Origin of the sequence: Microbacterium psychrotolerans, assembly GCF_031085295.1 — a bacterium.
GTDB lineage: Bacteria > Actinomycetota > Actinomycetes > Actinomycetales > Microbacteriaceae > Microbacterium > Microbacterium psychrotolerans.
This window is the reverse complement of the sequence record NZ_JAVFWO010000003.1, coordinates 153,972-171,547: the sequence shown is the minus strand read 5'-3', so window position 1 is coordinate 171,547 and position 17,576 is coordinate 153,972. Positions and strand designations below refer to the sequence as shown.

11 protein-coding genes are annotated in these 17,576 nt (G+C 69.7%); all 11 read right to left on the bottom strand.

Annotated features, from left to right (window positions below; translation table 11 throughout):
- Nucleotides 1-99 precede the first annotated feature (99 nt).
- Nucleotides 100-5,034, bottom strand: coding sequence for a SpaA isopeptide-forming pilin-related protein (locus Q9R08_RS09860; RefSeq protein WP_308867840.1), 4,935 nt, complete (start codon nt 5,032-5,034; stop codon nt 100-102).
- Nucleotides 5,035-5,380: 346 nt separating this feature from the next.
- Nucleotides 5,381-5,599 (bottom strand): hypothetical protein, encoded by a 219-nt coding sequence (locus Q9R08_RS09855; protein WP_308867839.1) that lies wholly within the window; start codon nt 5,597-5,599, stop codon nt 5,381-5,383.
- Between the two features lie 200 nt (nt 5,600-5,799).
- On the bottom strand, nt 5,800-6,993 hold the full coding sequence (gene tuf / locus Q9R08_RS09850) for an elongation factor Tu (RefSeq protein ID WP_308867838.1): 1,194 nt from the start codon (nt 6,991-6,993) through the stop codon (nt 5,800-5,802).
- A 159-nt stretch (nt 6,994-7,152) separates the two neighbouring features.
- Nucleotides 7,153-9,267: an elongation factor G gene (fusA, locus tag Q9R08_RS09845; protein ID WP_308867837.1), complete on the bottom strand. Its 2,115-nt coding sequence runs from the start codon at nt 9,265-9,267 to the stop codon at nt 7,153-7,155.
- 80 nt (nt 9,268-9,347) lie between these two features.
- A complete protein-coding gene (gene rpsG, locus Q9R08_RS09840; protein ID WP_055962856.1) occupies nt 9,348-9,818 on the bottom strand; it encodes a 30S ribosomal protein S7 in 471 nt (156 codons plus the stop codon).
- Nucleotides 9,819-9,823: 5 nt separating this feature from the next.
- Nucleotides 9,824-10,192, bottom strand: a complete 369-nt coding sequence (rpsL, locus tag Q9R08_RS09835) for a 30S ribosomal protein S12 (RefSeq protein ID WP_018171438.1) — start codon at nt 10,190-10,192, stop codon at nt 9,824-9,826.
- Nucleotides 10,193-10,541: 349 nt separating this feature from the next.
- Nucleotides 10,542-11,144, bottom strand: coding sequence for a hypothetical protein (locus Q9R08_RS09830; protein WP_308867836.1), 603 nt, complete (start codon nt 11,142-11,144; stop codon nt 10,542-10,544).
- Nucleotides 11,141-12,634 (bottom strand): DUF5684 domain-containing protein, encoded by a 1,494-nt coding sequence (locus tag Q9R08_RS09825; protein ID WP_308867835.1) that lies wholly within the window; start codon nt 12,632-12,634, stop codon nt 11,141-11,143. Before Q9R08_RS09825 ends, Q9R08_RS09830 begins: the two co-directional genes overlap by 4 nt.
- On the bottom strand, nt 12,631-15,156 hold the full coding sequence (locus Q9R08_RS09820) for a transglutaminaseTgpA domain-containing protein (RefSeq protein WP_308867834.1): 2,526 nt from the start codon (nt 15,154-15,156) through the stop codon (nt 12,631-12,633). The genes Q9R08_RS09825 and Q9R08_RS09820 overlap by 4 nt, the downstream gene beginning before the upstream one ends.
- Nucleotides 15,153-16,571, bottom strand: coding sequence for a DUF58 domain-containing protein (locus Q9R08_RS09815; RefSeq protein WP_308867833.1), 1,419 nt, complete (start codon nt 16,569-16,571; stop codon nt 15,153-15,155). The genes Q9R08_RS09820 and Q9R08_RS09815 overlap by 4 nt, the downstream gene beginning before the upstream one ends.
- Entirely contained in the window at nt 16,568-17,533 is a 966-nt protein-coding gene (locus Q9R08_RS09810) for an AAA family ATPase (RefSeq protein WP_308867832.1), read from the bottom strand. The genes Q9R08_RS09815 and Q9R08_RS09810 overlap by 4 nt, the downstream gene beginning before the upstream one ends.
- Between the last annotated feature and the right edge of the window lie 43 nt (nt 17,534-17,576).

Genomic DNA, 17,576 nt, shown 5'->3' with positions numbered 1-17,576 from the left:
GCGTTCGGGGTGCGAGGGGCTCGGGCCTCCGACCCGTCAGAGCAGGCCGGAAGTGGGTGGGAGAGAGCGGGCCTTGGGGCGGTCCCGCCCTCTCTCACGTCAGACGGTCGCCTTGACCTCTCCACGTCGGCGGCGGGCGACGATCAGCATCGTCGTGCCTCCGAGCAGAGCGAACAGGCCCATGATGACCAGCAGCGGCGGCAGTTCCCCACCCGTCGCCGGGAGCGCCGACAGCAGCACGGTGGCGTCGTCGGAGTCGCGGCCCGGGTCGTCCGGGTCACCGAAGGTGTGGTAGTCGACGACTGCCACGTTGGTGATCGAGCTGCTCTTGGATGCCGGGTTCACCGTCGCCGCCAGGGTGATGGTCGGAGCCGCCGAAGCGCCTTCGTTCGCACCCTGAGGCTGGAGCGGCCCGAAGAGCACGCACTCGAGCGATCCGCCGTAGCCCGCACTGTCCTGACCGGTGACCTCACAGGTCTGCCAGTTCGGGAACACCGTGGCGTCACCCTTGCCGGCCCAGGTCACGTCCGTGATCTTAATGTCGGCGGGGATGGCGTCCGTGACCACGACCGATTCGGCGGCCGAGTCGTCGCTCACGTTGGCCACCGCGAGGGTGTACGTGAAGGAAGCGCCCGGGTCCGTCTTCTCGACGCTGGCCGTCTTCTCGATCTGGACGTCCGAGTGGCGGGCCACGAAGCACTCCGGAGTCGCCTCCGGGTACTCGACGGCGAACTCCAGGGTCGGGTTGACGCTGAACGTCACCGTCGACGGGAGGCGCCACGAGTAGTCCAGCTCGCTCGGGTCGAGGATGAGGCCGTTGAACACGAACTCCGCCTGCTCCTCCGGCGTCATCACGTCGGTCGTCCCCGGCACGTAGTACTGCGCAGGATTCGATCCGGGCACGATGTCGCTCGCCACGATCGGCCGCCATCCGGGGTAGTCGATCGAGACTCCGGAGGGCGTGAACGCCGTTCCAGGCCATTCGATCTCGTCGCTCCACGTCGTGTCGCCACCCGGGTGGGTGATCGCCACTTCCTGGGGCTCGGTGGTCGGCTCGAGGCTGTCGGGCGTCCACAGGAAGTCGATCGGGGAGTCCAGCAGCGTGCCGGACTTCGAGATCGTCCAGCCGAGCAGCGGGGCGTCGCCGATGCAGCTCGTGTAGACCACTGCCGTGATCTCGCGGACCGGGATCTCCACCTCGTCGCAGTCGTTCGTCGCGTCCTCGTCGTAGAGGGCTGCGACACAGGCCTCGTTGACGAGCTCGTCGATCGGTGTGGGCGGCTCTTCAGCTCCCTCCGGGTAGTCCGGTGCGAGGAACTCGACCGTGATGGTGATGTCGACCGACTGGCCCGCTCCCAGTGTCGGGATGCTGAGGCTCACGACGTTGTCGCCGTCGACCAGCTCAGGCGCGTTGTCGTTCGTCCAGCCCGCCGGCAGGTCGATGTTCGTGACCTCGAGGCGCTCGGGCACCGGGTCGGTCACCACGACGTCCTCCGCATCGCGGGTGCCATTGTTCGTGACGGTGAGGACGTAGTCGAACGTGTCTCCGACCTCGACCCACGGCTCCTCGCCTTCCGGGGCCTCCGGCAGGTTCGTCGCCGTCTTATCGATGGAGACGTCGTCGAAGTGCACGGTGCCGCAGGCGTCGTCCACGACCGGCTCGCCCTCGCCCACCGTGAGTTCGGCGGTGTTGACGATGCCGATGCCGTCCTCGCCCTCACCACACGTGGTGGGGTCGGCTGGTACGGATTCGACCTCGACATCGACCTCGACGGTGTAGACCGCATCGTTCTCGGTCTCTGCGTCGTAGGGCGCGAGCTCCTCCCCGATGGCGAGATCCGCCGTCAGGCTCTCCTCGAGGTCGAACGATCCAGAGGTCGGGCCCGTCCACGATGCGCCCGTGTAGGTCACTCCGTCGGCCGGCTCGTCGAGCGTGTCGGACAGGTCGTACGTGATCGGCACCAGCACGCTGTTGTTGTGCACCGTGATCTCGTAGGTCACGGTCCAGCTGCCGTCGTCGTTCTGCACCGAGCTGACCAGCGTCTTGTCGAGCGTGTAGCCCTGATCCACGTGAGTGTTCACGATGGTGCAGACGACATGCTCGCCCTTGTCGAGACCGGACAGCGTCGCCGTGCCCGCCCCGACGTCGGTCAGCACGATCGTGCCCTCGTCGTCAGAGACGCACGACCAGTCCTCGGGCTCGAACTCGTCGAGTCCAGGCCCATCGCCGATCACCGTCTCCGAGAGATCGAAGTTCACACCGGGCAGCACCGCGGTCGGGGCGACATCGCCGCCCGCCGGGTTGGTGACGGGGTCACCCTCCGCCGGCGTCCCGAACAGCTGCCAGTTGGCGTCGGACACGTCCGCACCGCTCACGACCTTCACGAGCGACAGGGTCGGACGCTCGGCAGTGTTGGTGAACTCGCACCACACGCTGTAGTCCGGCATCTTGAACGTGCCCGTCCTCGCGTCGACGCTGAGGACGACCTCCTCATCGGCCCCGAGGCAGACCAGCGAGCTGGTGTAGTCGGATGCATCGCCCGCGACCACGTCGAGAACCTCGCTCACCGTGACATCGCTGCCGATCAGCGCCTGCTTGTCGATGGCGTTGGCGCTGTCCGTCCACGAGCCGACGTCACCGTTCGACACCGAGGTGTCCTCGGTCACCGGGAGGCCGGAGATCGACAGATCGGCGGAGTCACCCTCCTGGCCGTTGACCCACGTCTTCACGAGGTGGACGGTGGCCGTGCGCGCCTGGTTGACGAAGTAGCACAGGGCGCCTGGACCGGTGACCGTCACCGTGAAGGTCCGGCCGATACCGGTGCCCGAAGCCTGCGCACCGCCGACACAGTTGTAGGTGGAGTCGTACTGGCCGAGCGCGGAGAGCGAGATCGTCTCCTTCATCGGCAGTACCGCGCCGATGCGCGCCTGGACGACCACCGTGTTGACGTTGTCGACGAACGTCCCGGTGCCGATGACCTCCGACAGCTTGGTCAGGATCGGACCGGACTCCGGCGTCACCTCGAGCGTCGTCTCATCGCCGAGCACGGCGCCGATCCACTGCTTGTGCAGCACCACGGCCACCCGGATGGCGGTGTTCGTGAACGTGCACTGCACGCCCGCGGCGGACGCCGGGTAAGCCGGGACGGTGATGGACCCCCCGGTACCGGTGTTGTCCGAGACAGTCGCCCCCACACACGAGAGGGTCGACGAATACTCGCCGGTGTTGGCGTCGGGAAGGACCTCGGCGAGCGTCAGCTCGGAGCCCGGGGCGACCGCGACCTGGACCGCCTGACCGTTGGTCGGTGCGGTCGAAGTGCCGTTCGCGGTCGCCGCGCCTCCGATCGAGAGCTCCGCCTTGTCACCGGCGAAGGAGTCCACCCAGGTCTTGCTCAGCGTCACGGTCGCGAACGGGATGTTCACGAACGGAACAGAGATCGTGCCGTTCGGCGCCGCCTGGGTGACGGCGAAGGTCTTCGACGACGAGTCGAGCACGTAGCCCGCGGGCGCCGCCGTCTCGGTCACCGAGTAGTTGCCGATCGGGAGGTTCACGACCTTGATCTGGCCGGCTACGGGGTCGGCGTCGTTGAGGCCGTTGTCCACGACCGTCTTCGGGAAGGTCGCCGCCCAGGGAGCCGCAGCCGCGGGGCCACCGGTCGCGGCGAGCGAGAAGGTCGCGCCGCCGAGCAGCGCGCCGTTCGCGTCACCCGCACGCTTGATCCAGGCGCCCGAGCCGAGCGGATCGACGAACGTCAGCGTCTTCGACTCCGCCTGGTCCCCGAAGGTGACCACCTGCGGCGTCGAGTCGAGCAGGTAGCCCGGGGGCGCCTTCGTCTCCGTGATGGTGTAGCTGCCGGGCTGCACGTTGCCGTTGAAGACGATCTTGCCGCTCGCGTCGGTGGTTCCCGTCGTCGAGCCGGTGCCCGTGGTGGGGTTCGGCGAGATCGAGAACTCGGCTCCGGCCAGCGGGTTCCCGCTGGTGTCGGTCTTCAGGATCGTCAGCGTCGAGCACGTCGACGGGACGTTGACGGCGATCGGTGCGATCCAGTCCGCGAGTGAGGACGTGTCCTCGGGCGAGGCGCTGGACCGGACGTTCAGCACACCGTAGTTGCCGCTGCAGCCGGCGTTGCCGAACAGCATGGTCAGGTTGACCGCCACCTCGGCGAACAGGCCCGCCTCCAGCTCAGCGCCTGCGAGGTTGTTGATCGGTCCCTGGTTCACCTGGCCGACGAAGCCGGAGAGGTTGCCCAGCGAGACCCAGCTGTCGCCGTCCCAGAGGTCGGCGCCGACGAGGGCGATGGTGTTGTTGCCACCCTGTTCGATCGTGAGCCGCAGGTCGCCGACGGTGCGATCGGGAGTCGGTCCGAGCAGGTTCGCCTTCTGGTTCAGCTCCACGTGGTACGAGACCGAGCCGTTGTTCTCCTGACGCTCGAACCCGAGGTAGGCGTAGACGTCGCCCGAGACCGTCTGGGTATACGCGTACACGTTGCCGATGTCGGTCTTGCCGGGCGCGACCCCGACGCCGCCGATCTGGCCCGCGCTCCACGGCCAGTTGCTCTCCTTCGAACCCTGCGTGAACTGCGTCGAGTCGTCGAAGCCGTCCTGCCCGACCGGCTGACCGCCGACGGTCGCCCAGTCGTTGGATCCGTCGCCGTCGAGACACAGGTTGCCGTCGATCTCGAACCCGGCGAGCGGTGAGCCGGCGACCGGCCATCCGTCACACGCGAGTGCGGCGGCGGCCACGATCTCCTCTGCGGGTGCGGCGAGAGCTGCCACCGGGGCGTCGCCCTCCGGCACGCTCGCCTCGGGAGCAGCCGGCTCCTCGGCCGGCGGCGCCGCAGGTTCCTCGGCCGCGGGTTCTTCAGCGGCCGGCTCTTCCGCGGGCGGCGGGGCCTCGGCATCCGTTGCTGCGGTGTCGGTGGTCGTCGCCTCGCTGGTGGCGGCGGGATCGGTGGGAGTCACCTCCTCGGCGTTCGCCGGGGACATCCCCGAGAACACGAGCGAACTCGCGACGACAGCCGCGAGCCCTCCCACATACCAGCGCCTCTGAAGCGCGATCTTGCGCTCCTGAGTCCGCTCTTGACGCATGCGGCGGCGCAGTCCCTCATTCGAGGCGCGCGCAAAAGTACGACTGAACATCACTCTTCACCCTTGGTCGTCACGACACAAGGCGCCCCAGAAAGAGGCCCCTCCCAGCACGCAACGGCCAGTGGATTAAAGCGACGTTCCCCAAGTTCCCCAAGAGGTTCGGCGTTTCCCCAAACACGAGCCGAAACGTGTTCCCGCCGTCAACGTATGCCCCGGAGCTGCCGGCGTCAAGTACCTGATGAAAAAAGAAAACGGCCCGGGTTCCCCCGGGCCGTTCCCTCACAGCTGAGTCCTACTGGTTGCCGACTGCCCCGTCGACGTTGCCCCGGATGTCGTCCACGGTGTCGTGGTGCTCCTCCGGCACGACCTTCTTCGCGATGCCCGAGGCGCCGTCGAGCACCTTGTCGCTGATGTCCTCGGCCTGTTCGGACTTCAGGAACTCCCGGATCCCGTCCTTGTTCTGCGCGTACAGATCCTTGCCCTGGTTGACGAGGTCGTCGAAACCGCCCATGCTCACTCCTTCAACCGCCCCCGGCGAGGCGTCAGGCCAATTGTGGCGGGAGCGGATGCCGCAGCGGAACCCCTCCCCTCCACGGCGCGATACGGGGCTCACAGCCGCCCCGGTACGCCGAAAAGCCCCCGGGATCACTCCCGGGGGCTTCTCGTCACAGCAGTCGATGCGGTCGCAGGGCGACCTCGTCGAGAACCGTCTTACTTGATGATCTTCGTGACCGTGCCGGCGCCGACGGTGCGGCCACCCTCACGGATCGCGTAGCCGAGGCCCTCCTCCATGGCGATCGGCTGGATCAGCTCGACCGTCATGTCGGTGGTGTCGCCGGGCATGACCATCTCGGTGCCCTCGGGCAGCGTGATGACGCCGGTGACGTCGGTGGTGCGGAAGTAGAACTGCGGACGGTAGTTCGTGAAGAACGGGTTGTGACGGCCGCCCTCCTCCTTGGACAGGATGTACGCCGTGCCCTCGAAGTTGGTGTGCGGGGTGACCGAACCGGGCTTCACGACGACCTGGCCGCGCTCGACGTCGTCACGCTTGGTGCCGCGGAGGAGCAGACCACAGTTCTCGCCGGCCCATGCCTCGTCGAGCTGCTTGTGGAACATCTCGATACCGGTGACGATCGTCTTCTGCGTCGGACGCAGGCCGACGATCTCGACCTCGGAGTTGATCGCGAGGGTACCGCGCTCGGCGCGGCCCGTGACGACCGTGCCACGACCGGTGATCGTGAAGACGTCCTCGATCGGCATCAGGAACGGCTTGTCCTTGTCGCGCACCGGGTCGGGGATCGACTCGTCGACCGCCTCCATGAGCTCGAGGATCTTGGCGGTCCACTCGGCGTCGCCCTCGAGAGCCTTGAGGCCCGAGACGCGCACGACCGGAGCGTTGTCACCGTCGAAGTCCTGCGACGACAGCAGCTCGCGAACCTCGAGCTCGACGAGCTCCAGGATCTCCTCGTCGTCGACCATGTCCGACTTGTTCAGCGCGACGAGCAGGTACGGGACGCCGACCTGCTTGGCGAGCAGCACGTGCTCGCGCGTCTGCGCCATCGGGCCGTCGGTGGCGGCGACCACGAGGATCGCGCCGTCCATCTGAGCAGCACCGGTGATCATGTTCTTGATGTAGTCGGCGTGACCCGGGGCGTCGACGTGAGCGTAGTGACGCTTCGGGGTCTCGTACTCGACGTGCGAGATGTTGATCGTGATACCGCGCTGGCGCTCCTCGGGAGCGGAGTCGATCGACGCGAAGTCGCGCTGCACGTTGGTGGCCGACGGGTAGGTGTCGGCGAGCACCTTCGAGATCGCTGCGGTGAGCGTGGTCTTGCCGTGGTCGACGTGACCGATCGTTCCGATGTTCACGTGCGGCTTGGTCCGCTCGAACTTGGCCTTAGCCACTGGGTCCTCCTCAGGACGGTCGTGTAGAACTTCCGGGCACTGGTTTGCGACCGGTCGTCTACGGGGATATCTCCACCTTAGTGGAGACGGTTCTGTTGATTCTGTGTGAAGTTGTGCCCCCGGGATGCCTCGTCACCGAGGCATCCCGGAGGAAAAGGGTTACTCGCCCTTGACCTTCTGGATGATCTCGTCGGCCACGGCGCGGGGAACCTCGGCGTAGCTGTCGAACTCCATCGAGTACACGGCGCGGCCCGAGGTCTTCGAGCGCAGGTCGCCGATGTAGCCGAACATCTCGGACAGCGGGACCAGCGCGCGGACGACCTTGACGCCCTGTGCGTCCTCCATGGACTGGATCTGGCCACGACGCGAGTTCAGGTCGCCGATGACGTCGCCCATGTACTCCTCGGGAGTACGCACCTCGACCGCCATGAGCGGCTCGAGGATGACGGGGTTCGCCTTGCGCACGGCCTCCTTGAAGCCCATCGAGCCGGCGATCTTGAACGCCATCTCGGACGAGTCGACGTCGTGCGACGCGCCGTCCGTGAGGATCGCCTTCACGCCCACCATGGGGTAGCCGGCGAGCACGCCGACGTTCATGGCGTCCTGGAAGCCCTGGTTGGTCGGCTCGATGTACTCGCGCGGGATGCGGCCACCGGTGACCTTGTTCTCGAACTCGTACGTCTTGTCGGCCGTGACCTCGAGCGGCTCGAGCGCGAACTGGATCTTCGCGAACTGACCCGAACCACCGGTCTGCTTCTTGTGCGTGTAGTCGTGACGCTCGACGACCTTGCGGATCGTCTCGCGGTACGCCACCTGGGGCTTGCCGACGTTGGCCTCGACCTTGAACTCCCGCTTCATGCGGTCGACCAGGATGTCGAGGTGCAGCTCGCCCATGCCCTTGATGACGGTCTGACCGGTCTCGGAGTTCTGCTCGACGCGGAACGTCGGGTCCTCCTCGGCGAGCTTCTGGATCGCGAGACCCAGCTTCTCCTGGTCGGCCTTCGTCTTGGGCTCGATCGCGACCTCGATGACCGGCTCGGGGAACGTCATCGACTCGAGGACGACCTGGTTGGCGCTGTCGGACAGCGTGTCACCCGTGGTGGTGTCCTTGAGGCCGATGACGGCGTAGATGTGACCGGCGGTGACCGAGTCGACCGGCATCTCCTTGTTGGCGTGCATCTGGAAGATCTTCCCGATGCGCTCCTTCTTGCCCTTGGTCGCGTTGACGACCTGGGCGCCGGAGTCGAGGTGACCCGAGTACACGCGGATGTAGGTGAGGCGACCGAAGAACGGGTGCGTCACGATCTTGAACGCGAGCGCCGCGAACGGCTCGTCACGGTCGGCGTGACGCTCGATGATGACCTCTTCGTTCTTCGGGTCCTTCGCCTCGATGGCGGGGACGTCGAGGGGCGAGGGGAGGTAGTCCACGACCGCGTCGAGCATCGGCTGCACGCCGCGGTTCTTGAACGCCGAGCCGCAGAGCACGGGGTAGAGCTCCGAGGCGATGGTGAGCTTGCGGATCGCGCCCTTGATCTCGGCGACCGTGAGGCCCTCGCCGCCGAAGTACTTCTCGAGCAGGTGCTCGTCGGACTCGGCGACCGTCTCGAGCAGCTTCTCGCGGTACTCGGCAGCCTTGTCGGCGAGCTCGGCCGGGATCTCCTGGATCTCGTACTTGGCACCCATGGTCACGTCGCCCTTGGCGTCGCCGGGCCAGACCAGCGCGCGCATCTCGACGAGGTCGATGACGCCCACGAAGTCGTTCTCCGCGCCGATGGGCAGCTGGATCACGAGCGGCTTGGCCTTCAGGCGGTTGACGATGGTGTCGACCGTGAAGTAGAAGTCGGCGCCCAGCTTGTCCATCTTGTTGACGAAGCAGATGCGCGGCACGTCGTACTTGTCGGCCTGACGCCACACCGTCTCGGACTGGGGCTCGACGCCCTCCTTGCCGTCGAAGACGGCGACGGCGCCGTCGAGGACGCGCAGCGACCGCTCGACCTCGACCGTGAAGTCGACGTGGCCGGGCGTGTCGATGATGTTGATCTGGTTCTTGTCCCAGAAGCAGGTGACGGCGGCCGACGTGATCGTGATGCCGCGCTCCTGCTCCTGCTCCATCCAGTCGGTGGTGGCAGCGCCGTCGTGCGTCTCGCCGATCTTGTGGTTGACGCCCGTGTAGAACAGGATGCGCTCGGTCGTCGTCGTCTTGCCGGCATCGATGTGCGCCATGATGCCGATGTTGCGGACCTTGTTGAGGTCGGTGAGCACTTCTTGTGCCACGGGGGTCTGTCCTTACTTGTGGTGACGGATGTCGCGGTCCCGCCGCTCCCGTGGGTGACACGGGAGCGGCAGGAAGCGGCTTACCAGCGGTAGTGCGCGAAGGCGCGGTTCGACTCGGCCATCTTGTGGGTGTCCTCGCGGCGCTTGACCGCGGCTCCCAGGCCGTTCGACGCGTCCAGGATCTCGTTCTGGAGGCGCTCGGTCATCGTCTTCTCACGACGACCCTTCGCGTAGCTCACGAGCCAGCGGAGCGCGAGCGTGTTGGCGCGGTGAGGCTTGACCTCGACCGGCACCTGGTAGGTCGAGCCGCCGACGCGGCGGCTCTTGACCTCGAGGGTGGGGCGCACGTTGTCGAGCGCCTTCTTGAGCGTGGCGACGGCATCCTGGCCGTTCTTCGCCTCGACACCCTTGAGGGCGGTGTACACGATCGACTCGGCGATCGACTTCTTGCCGTCGACGAGGATCTTGTTCACCAGCTGGCTGACGATCGGTGCGCCGTATACCGGGTCGTTGACGACGGGGCGCTTCGGGGCGGGTCCCTTACGAGGCATCTTGCTTAGCCCTTCTTCGCGCCGTAGCGGCTGCGAGCCTGCTTACGGTTCTTGACTGCCTGGGTGTCGAGTGCACCGCGGACGATCTTGTAGCGGACACCGGGGAGGTCCTTCACACGGCCGCCGCGAACGAGCACGAGCGAGTGCTCCTGCAGGTTGTGGCCCTCACCGGGGATGTACGCGGTGACCTCGGTGCCGTTGCGGAGCTTCACACGGGCGACCTTGCGCATCGCCGAGTTCGGCTTCTTGGGGGTGGTGGTGTACACACGGGTGCAGACACCGGCCTGCTGCGGGTTCGCCTTGAGCGCCGGCGCCTTGGTCTTCGAGACCTTGGGCGAGCGCCCCTTGCGAACCAACTGCTGAATGGTTGGCACGTTCTCTCCTTGTTGTGCTGCACGGTGACAGCGTCGTGGTCTCCCCCGCCGCATCCGGATCTTGCGATACATGACGCTGCGGGCTCACGCGGACCCACCGACGCGGCAGAATGACTGACGCGCTTTGCTTGGTGGGTATGCCGTGGGGGTGGCCTGTTCGCAGGCCGTTCCCTGAGATGCGGCGCCCACACCGTTCGCCGCACCGAGGCACGGTTGACGGCGCGCGTGAGCGCACACCCGATCCATGATACGTGGCTTTCGGGGACCGGGCAAACGCGCAAGCACGTCCCGGGTGGATCGGGGCTGCGACACGCCGTGGCGGAGCCGAGATCGGGCCGCGTGTCGCCGGTCAGCCGGCGGTGAGCAGAGCCGCGAGAGACACCGCGACGACGACCACGAGAACGGATGCCGCCACCGCCGCGACGATGACGCGGCGCCGTCGGCGGCGCCTTCCGGCGGCCTGCGCCGCTGCGGTGTCCACGTACGCCTGCGGGGCGCTGCGGGCGGGCTCGGCGCGCGTGGCCATCGTCGGAGGGATGGGCCGCGCACGGTAGGAGGTCGCATCCGCCCGGGGCGCGGATGCGACCCGAGCCCTGGGCTCCGGGGTCCCTGCCGGCGCGGTGGGGCTCGCCGGCGCACCCGCCGCTCCGGTCGGCCTGCGCAGGACGGTCGCCGTCAGCTCGTCGATGTCGGCCGCACCGTGGCCGCTCCGGCGAGGACCGGCCGGTGCCGACATGGTCGCCGCCTGCGTGGTCAGGTCGGAGTCCGGGGGGATCAGCGAGCGCGCCGAGACGGCGGTGACGTCGAGGTCACCGTCGGCTGGCGTGGCGGCATCCGGCGTTCCGGCTCGGCGCCGTCGTGCGGGAAGGGTGCGATCGTCGGGGACATCGTCCGCGGGCTTCGGCACCGCGCGCCGGGAGAGCGCGGTGCGCTCGTCGTCGGGGTCGATCACCCGTCGCTCCGCCGCAGCCGGACCTCCGCGTCGCCCAGCAGGAACCGGTCTCCGGCCTCGACCTCTTCACCGGCGGGCGCTTCGACCTCGGTGCCCATCACCGTTGCGAACAGCACGCCGTTCGTCGAGTTCAGATCGGTCACGTACCAGCGGTCGTCGCGCAGCGTCAGCCTCGCGTGGGTCTTGGAGACCGTCCCGTCGTGGATCGACACCAGCTGCGCACCGGGGAAGTCGGGGTCACCGGCGGGCCGCCTGCCGAGGATGACGACCTCCGCCGACAGGGCGACGGGGTCGCCGGTGGGCGGGACCAGGGTCCAGTCGGTGCGCTTGCGGCGCGCGATGATCGTCTCGTCGAAGACGTCCTGCTCGTCGGGGATCTCGGGCTTGGCGTGGAAGGCCGACACCGACGACCGCGCCGAGAGCGGGATGCCGGCGTCGGGAGCACCGGCGATCGCCGAGACGGGACCGGAGGCCTCGGGGAAGGCGTCGGCGTCGCTCATCGGCGAGCGCGCGGGAGCCCACGGCTCCGCCTCGGAACGCGGGGCGTCGGAGACCGGCACGCGCATCACGGGCGGGCGCGTGAGGTGCTCTCCGGTGTTGCCCTCCGGTGCGGCGAACGGGTCGGATGCCGCCACCGGAGCAGCGGTGGACGAGACCGGCGCGGGCGAGACGAACGCCTGCGGAACGATCGGAACGGCCGAGATCGGCGCGGGAGCGCCGGGCACGGCGCCGGTGACCTCGGAACTCAGGTCGGCGGCATCCTGGCCGAAGCCCTGCCACAGATCGGCGGACGCCGGCTCGGCGTCGTGCGCGTCGTCTTCGGACCGCCCCGCGGCGACGGGAGCGGCGATCGGGCGACCGGGAAGCGGTGGGGGCGTCCAGCCGCCCGCGGGCGGTGCGACCTCACGCGCGTCGACGGCCGGCGCGGCGGGGACGGAGGGGGCGGGGTTCGGAGGCGGCGCGAATCCGCTGACTCCGGTCGCCGCCGGGAACGCGTCGGTCTCGCCGGCGGGCGAAGCCGGCGTCGGGAACGGCGGCAGCGCCGGAAGGCCGGCGGTCGCCGCCGACCCGCGACGGACGCCGCCGGCGTGAGCGCCGCGGGACACGGGAGAGTCCTCGCGTCCGACCCAGCGGGCGCTCCCCCAGCCGACGATCGAGGCCCAGACCGGGAAGAGCAGGACGCCGACCACCGTCATGCCCGCACCGAACCCGAACGCGACGTTGAGGCGGTACAGCGCGATCGCGAGGACCACGAGGAAAGCGATGTTCACGAACGGGATGAACGCAAGGATCACGAGCCACGGCGACAGCCCCGCGAGCTGCAGGACCACGACGATGTTGAGGATCGGCACCCAGGCCTTGAAGGACTCCTCGCCGGACTTGCGGAACACCGCCGACAGCGCGAGGGCTGTCCAGACGTAGAGGGCGGCGAAGAGGAGCAGACCGGTCAGCGTCCCGAAGACGGCCGCGGTGGCATCGGTGGCGTTCATGGCATGGGACGCACAGGCTGAGCCCGTCGTCTCCCCCTCTCGGCGAATCTGCTGCGGACGCCCGTTTCGGGCGCCAGTGGTCGGAGCAACGATCTCAACGATACGGTCGCGAGGGCTCCGCGCCAGAACCCTTTTTCGCGGCGCAGTATCCGCCGTTCGGCGTCGACGGCGGCCCAGTAGCGCCGGGCCTCATCGGCGGAGAGCTCGGCACGGGAGAACACCGCACGGTCTGCGGCGCGCGCGAGGTCCGGTCCGGCGGGGGTCGCGAAGGCGGCGGCGAGCTCGCTGCGCGTGAGCGTACGGGGTGCCGTGCGGCCCGCGTCGAGCGCGGCGTCGACGTACTCGTCCCAGCCGCCGGCGATGCGCGACGCGGGGGTGCCGGTGCGTCGCCGGGTCCGGCGGCGAGCGGCTTTCGTCCCGACGATGATCAGCAGCGGACCGAACGCCAGGACGAGCACCAGCAGCACGATGCCGCCGATGCGCAGCGCGGGCCAGAGCCACGCGAGGTCGACGGCGGAGTCGTCCTCGGGGGTGCGCTCCTCCCCCGAGTCCTCCTGTGCGGGATCCGGCGGCACGACCTCCTCGACCGAGTCCGGGCGCACCTCGGTGACGTTCTCGGGGTCACGCTGCTCGGTGACGTCCAGGCTCGGCGACACGGCGTACTGCGGCGTCACGTCGACGGCCACCCATTCGCCGGCGGCGGACTGCACCTCGGTCCACGCCGTGAGGTCCTGGGCACGGCATGCGCCGTCGTCGCAGGTGGCGAGCCCCGGCTCGGCCGAGGTGAGCCGCGCGCCGAGGACGACGCGCGACGGGAATCCGAGCTCGCGGGCCATGAGGGCGACCGCCACCGCGAACTGCTCGTCGTCGCCGATCGCCGCGACGTAGTTGTCGGATGCCGCGGCCCGCTGATCCGTCTCGCGCTCGAGCAGGCGTGCGAACATCGTGTCGACACGGGCCAGCGAGTGACCCGAGGCGCTCGGCTGGAACGTGTAGTCGGGGAGCGCCGTCGCCCACGCGGGCGGCTCCTCACCCCGGGAGAGCCCGTGGCTGAGGTAGCCGCGCTCCCGCAGCAGCGACACCAGTCCGGCGAGCGCCGCGCCGCCGGAGCCTGTCGCGTGCTCGTCCATCCAGGTGCGCAGGCTGTCGGGCGCCGACACGCCGCCGGGGCTTCCCGGAGCCTCGAGTTCCGCCAGATCTGCGGTCGGCGGCTCGATCCCGCGCACGACGTAGCTGTCGCCGGACGAGAGCCCGCCGCCGGCGGTCTGCACGCCCGCCGCGGCGGCAGCGTTGTAGTAGAAGCGGTCCGCCAGCGTCGCCGACCTGTCGCCCTCGAACTCGACAGTCGAGAGGCGCCCGGCGGTCGGCATCCAGATCCCGTCCCAGGCATCGATCTCGACACGCGCCTCGACCGGCGATCCCTCACCCGCGTCGAGGGTCGAGGGGACGCGCACGAACCGCCCGGCGTCGACGGCGCCCTCGCCGCCCGAGCGGAAGACCTCGCCGTCGTACGCGTCAAGGGTCGCGATGCGCACGCGCTCGGGGAGCGCGCCACCCGAGTCGTCGGCCGCCTTCACCGTGAAGAGCACGTCGTCGGCGCGGTCGTCGCCGAACAGGGCGCGGTACTCCGCCAGCGGGCTCACCTCGGCCGAGAGGTCGATGTCGGGGCCGACCGCCGAGCGCAGCACCTCGCGCTCCGCGCCGCGGGCGGCGAAGGGCACGACGACCACGACGAGCACGAGCGCGCCGGCCACCATCGCGGCGCCGAGCGCCGTCCGGCGGCGGTCGGCACCCGTCGGCCGGCGGGAGATGCGCACCCCGCTGGCCGCTGCGGCCCGCTGCAGCGCGCGGACGCGCTCGTCGTGGGTGCGCCACGCCAGCCACAGCAGACAGGTCACGAGGCCGGCGATGCCCACGGCCGTCTCGACCGGGGCGTAGAGCGCGACCGGTCCGAGCCGCCACGGGGCGCTCACGGTGGTGCGCCCGAAGAACAGCCCGAACGTCACCATCCCGAGCGCCACCGGAACGGCGGCGTACGCGGCGCTGTCTTCCCGCCAGGCCAGCATCAGCACCACGCAGGTGCCGACGAGGAACACCACGAGCGCCGGCACGAGCAGGTTGCGGTACGAGCCGACGGGCAGCTCGACCGTGACGAGGTCCTTCCACCCCAGCACAAGACCGCCGGCCAGCTCGCCGAGCCCCCGCAGCAGGTCCTCCGGTGATCCGAGCCGCGAGGGGACGGCCAGCGGGATGCCGAGCAGCAGCACCGCGGCGGCGAGGAGACCCGCGACCGACCAGCCGTTCCAGCGCCGCCACCACGCCAGCGCGGCGATGCCGCCGCCCACGAGGGTTCCCGTGACGACCAGGAGAGTGAAGGATCCGGAGCGATAGATGGGCCAGGCGGCCACGGCGGCGATCGTGGCGATCACCAGTGCGAACGCCACGCCCACGGCGATGCGCGGCACTGCGGCACCCGCGGAGGCGGCATCCGTCCTCGCCGGCACGGGGATGGGCGCGCTCACGACGTGGCTCCCCGCAGGAGCAGGCCTGACAGGTCGTCGAGGGTGCCCACCGTGAGCACGGTCATGCTCGACAGCGGCTGCATGCGCGGGTGGGCGCGCTCGTCGCACATGATCCCGACGACGGCCGTGTCGGCCGGGAAGGCGAGCGCCGCCTGCTGCAGCCGCGTGAGCGGCACACCCGAGCCCACGACTACGAACGCGATCGAGAGGCGCTCGCCCGACTCGGCCGCGAGGCGGCACACCTCGCCAACCGGCATCGTGCTCTCGAGCAGGTCGACGCCGCTGAACCCGTCGAGCATCGGGCGGGGCGCCGCGGCGGGGATGCGGCGGATCGCGCGCAGGCGACCGCGGACCACGCGCGGGATCTCGGAGCCGGTCACGATCTGCACGTCGCGGGCGTCGTGCACGGCGCGCAGGCCGAGCGACGCGGCGCACGACACCGCCAGCTCGAACTCATCGGCGTCCGCGTACTCGGCTTCGGCCACCGCCAGCACGACGGCCATGCGAGAGCGCCGCGACTCCTCGTACTGACGCACCATGAGGCGCCCGGTCTTCGCCGTCGAGCGCCAGTGGATCTGCCGGCGGGAATCGCCGGGCACGTACTCGCGGATCGCGTGGAAGGACATGTCGGCGTCGACGAGCCGCCGTGTCGGAGAGCCCTCGAGGTCGCGGATGAGCCCCGCGCTCGTCGACGGCAGACCGGTGGTGCGGGGATGCACGTAGAGGTCGTGTACGTCGGGGAAGGAGTGCTCCCGGCGCAGCAGCCCGATGGGGTCGCTGCGCACGGTCGTCGCCGGCCCCACCGTGACGATGCCGCGGGCGAGGCCGGGGATGTCCAGCGGCTGCTCGATGGCGTGCCCGGGACGCAGCAGCGGCACACCGAACTCCACCAGCCCGGCACCCACCGCGACGTCGATGCGGCCCGGCAGAGCGACCCGGTGGCCGTCGTTGCGCACGACGATGCGCCCGTCGACGCCGTCACCCGCGACGACCCGCTCGTGCGTGAGTGTGAGATCGACGTCGTAGGAGCGCGCGCCGAACAGGAAGGGCACGGCGGTGACCAGCAGGAGGAGGGACGCCGCCCCGGCGACCATGAACTCGACCCAGCCGAACGCGACGCCGAGCACCAGCCCGGCCGTCGCCGCCACCGCCGCCAGGACGCCGGCGGGCCGGACGGTGCGTGCGGACCATGCGGCGGCGGTCGAGATCGCTCCGGCCGTCGCCCGCCACGCCGCCGTCCACCAGACCGCCGCGCGCACGAGGGCGCGGCCCCGGCGCGGCGCCACGCTGGTCGCGGTGCCGCTCAACGTCGACGTCAGGTGCGTGCGGCCCTCGGTCCCGGTCGACGACACCGCGCGGGTGATGCGCGGCTCGAGGGTGCCGAGGGCCGCGCTCGGACGCTGGGGGCTGCTCATACCGCTTCGCGTCTCGCGGGCGGCGCCACGTCGAGCAGCACCTGGCCGACGACGGTCTCCTGGGTGACCCCGTCGAACTCGGCCTCGGGGTGGAGGATCAGCCGGTGCGAGAGCACCGGCACCGCGAGCGTCTTGACGTCGTCGGGCGTCGCATAGGTGCGGCCCTGCGAGGCGGCACGGGTGCGCGCCGCCCGCGTGAGGGCCAGGGCGCCGCGGATGCTGACGCCCAGGCGCACCTCGTCGGCCGTGCGCGTGCCGTCCACCAGCCGGGCGATGTAGTCGAGCACCAGTGCGTCGACGTAGACCCGGGCCGCCAGGTCCGCCATGCCCACCAGGGCCTGCGGGGTGATGATCGGCGAGAGGTCGGCGGTCGCGATCGCCGCGCCGTCGAGGATGCGGACGGTCGCGGCGTGGTCGGGGTACCCCAGCGACGTGCGCATCATGAAGCGGTCGAGCTGCGCCTCGGGCAGGCGATACGTGCCGGCCTGCTCCACGGGGTTCTGGGTGGCGAGCACGAGGAACGGCACACCGGCCTCGCGCGAGACGCCGTCGATGGTGACGCGCCCCTCCTCCATGACCTCGAGCAGCGCGGACTGCGTCTTGGGACTCGCACGGTTGATCTCGTCGGCGAGGACGATGTTGGCGAAGATCGGGCCGGCGTGGAACTCGAACACGCCTTCTTTCTGGTCGTAGACGCTGAGCCCGGTGATGTCGCTCGGCAGCAGGTCGGGCGTGAACTGGATGCGTGTGTTGGTGCCCTGCACCGACTGCCCCATCGCCCGGGCGAGGGAGGTCTTCCCGGTACCCGGCACGTCCTCCAGCAGCACGTGGCCGTCGCTCAGCATCGCCGTGAGGACGAGCTCGACGACATGGCGCTTGCCGAGCACGGCGCGCTCGACGTTGTCGGCGATCTGCCCGAACGTCTGGGCGAACCAGTCGGCCTGCTCCTGGGTGATCGTCATGTGCTGTCCTCTGTCGTGTGCGGGTGCGGGGCTCGCGGGGAGC

Bases quoted from the DNA above. Each gene is read 5' to 3' on its own strand.
- Q9R08_RS09815 (WP_308867833.1), bottom strand. From the start codon at position 16,571: ATGAGCAGCCCCCAGCGTCCGAGCGCGGCCCTCGGCACCCTCGAGCCG.
- rpsG (WP_055962856.1), bottom strand. From the start codon at position 9,818: ATGCCTCGTAAGGGACCCGCCCCGAAGCGCCCCGTCGTCAACGACCCG.
- Q9R08_RS09825 (WP_308867835.1), bottom strand. From the start codon at position 12,634: ATGAACGCCACCGATGCCACCGCGGCCGTCTTCGGGACGCTGACCGGT.
- Q9R08_RS09810 (WP_308867832.1), bottom strand. From the start codon at position 17,533: ATGACGATCACCCAGGAGCAGGCCGACTGGTTCGCCCAGACGTTCGGG.
- Q9R08_RS09855 (WP_308867839.1), bottom strand. From the start codon at position 5,599: ATGGGCGGTTTCGACGACCTCGTCAACCAGGGCAAGGATCTGTACGCG.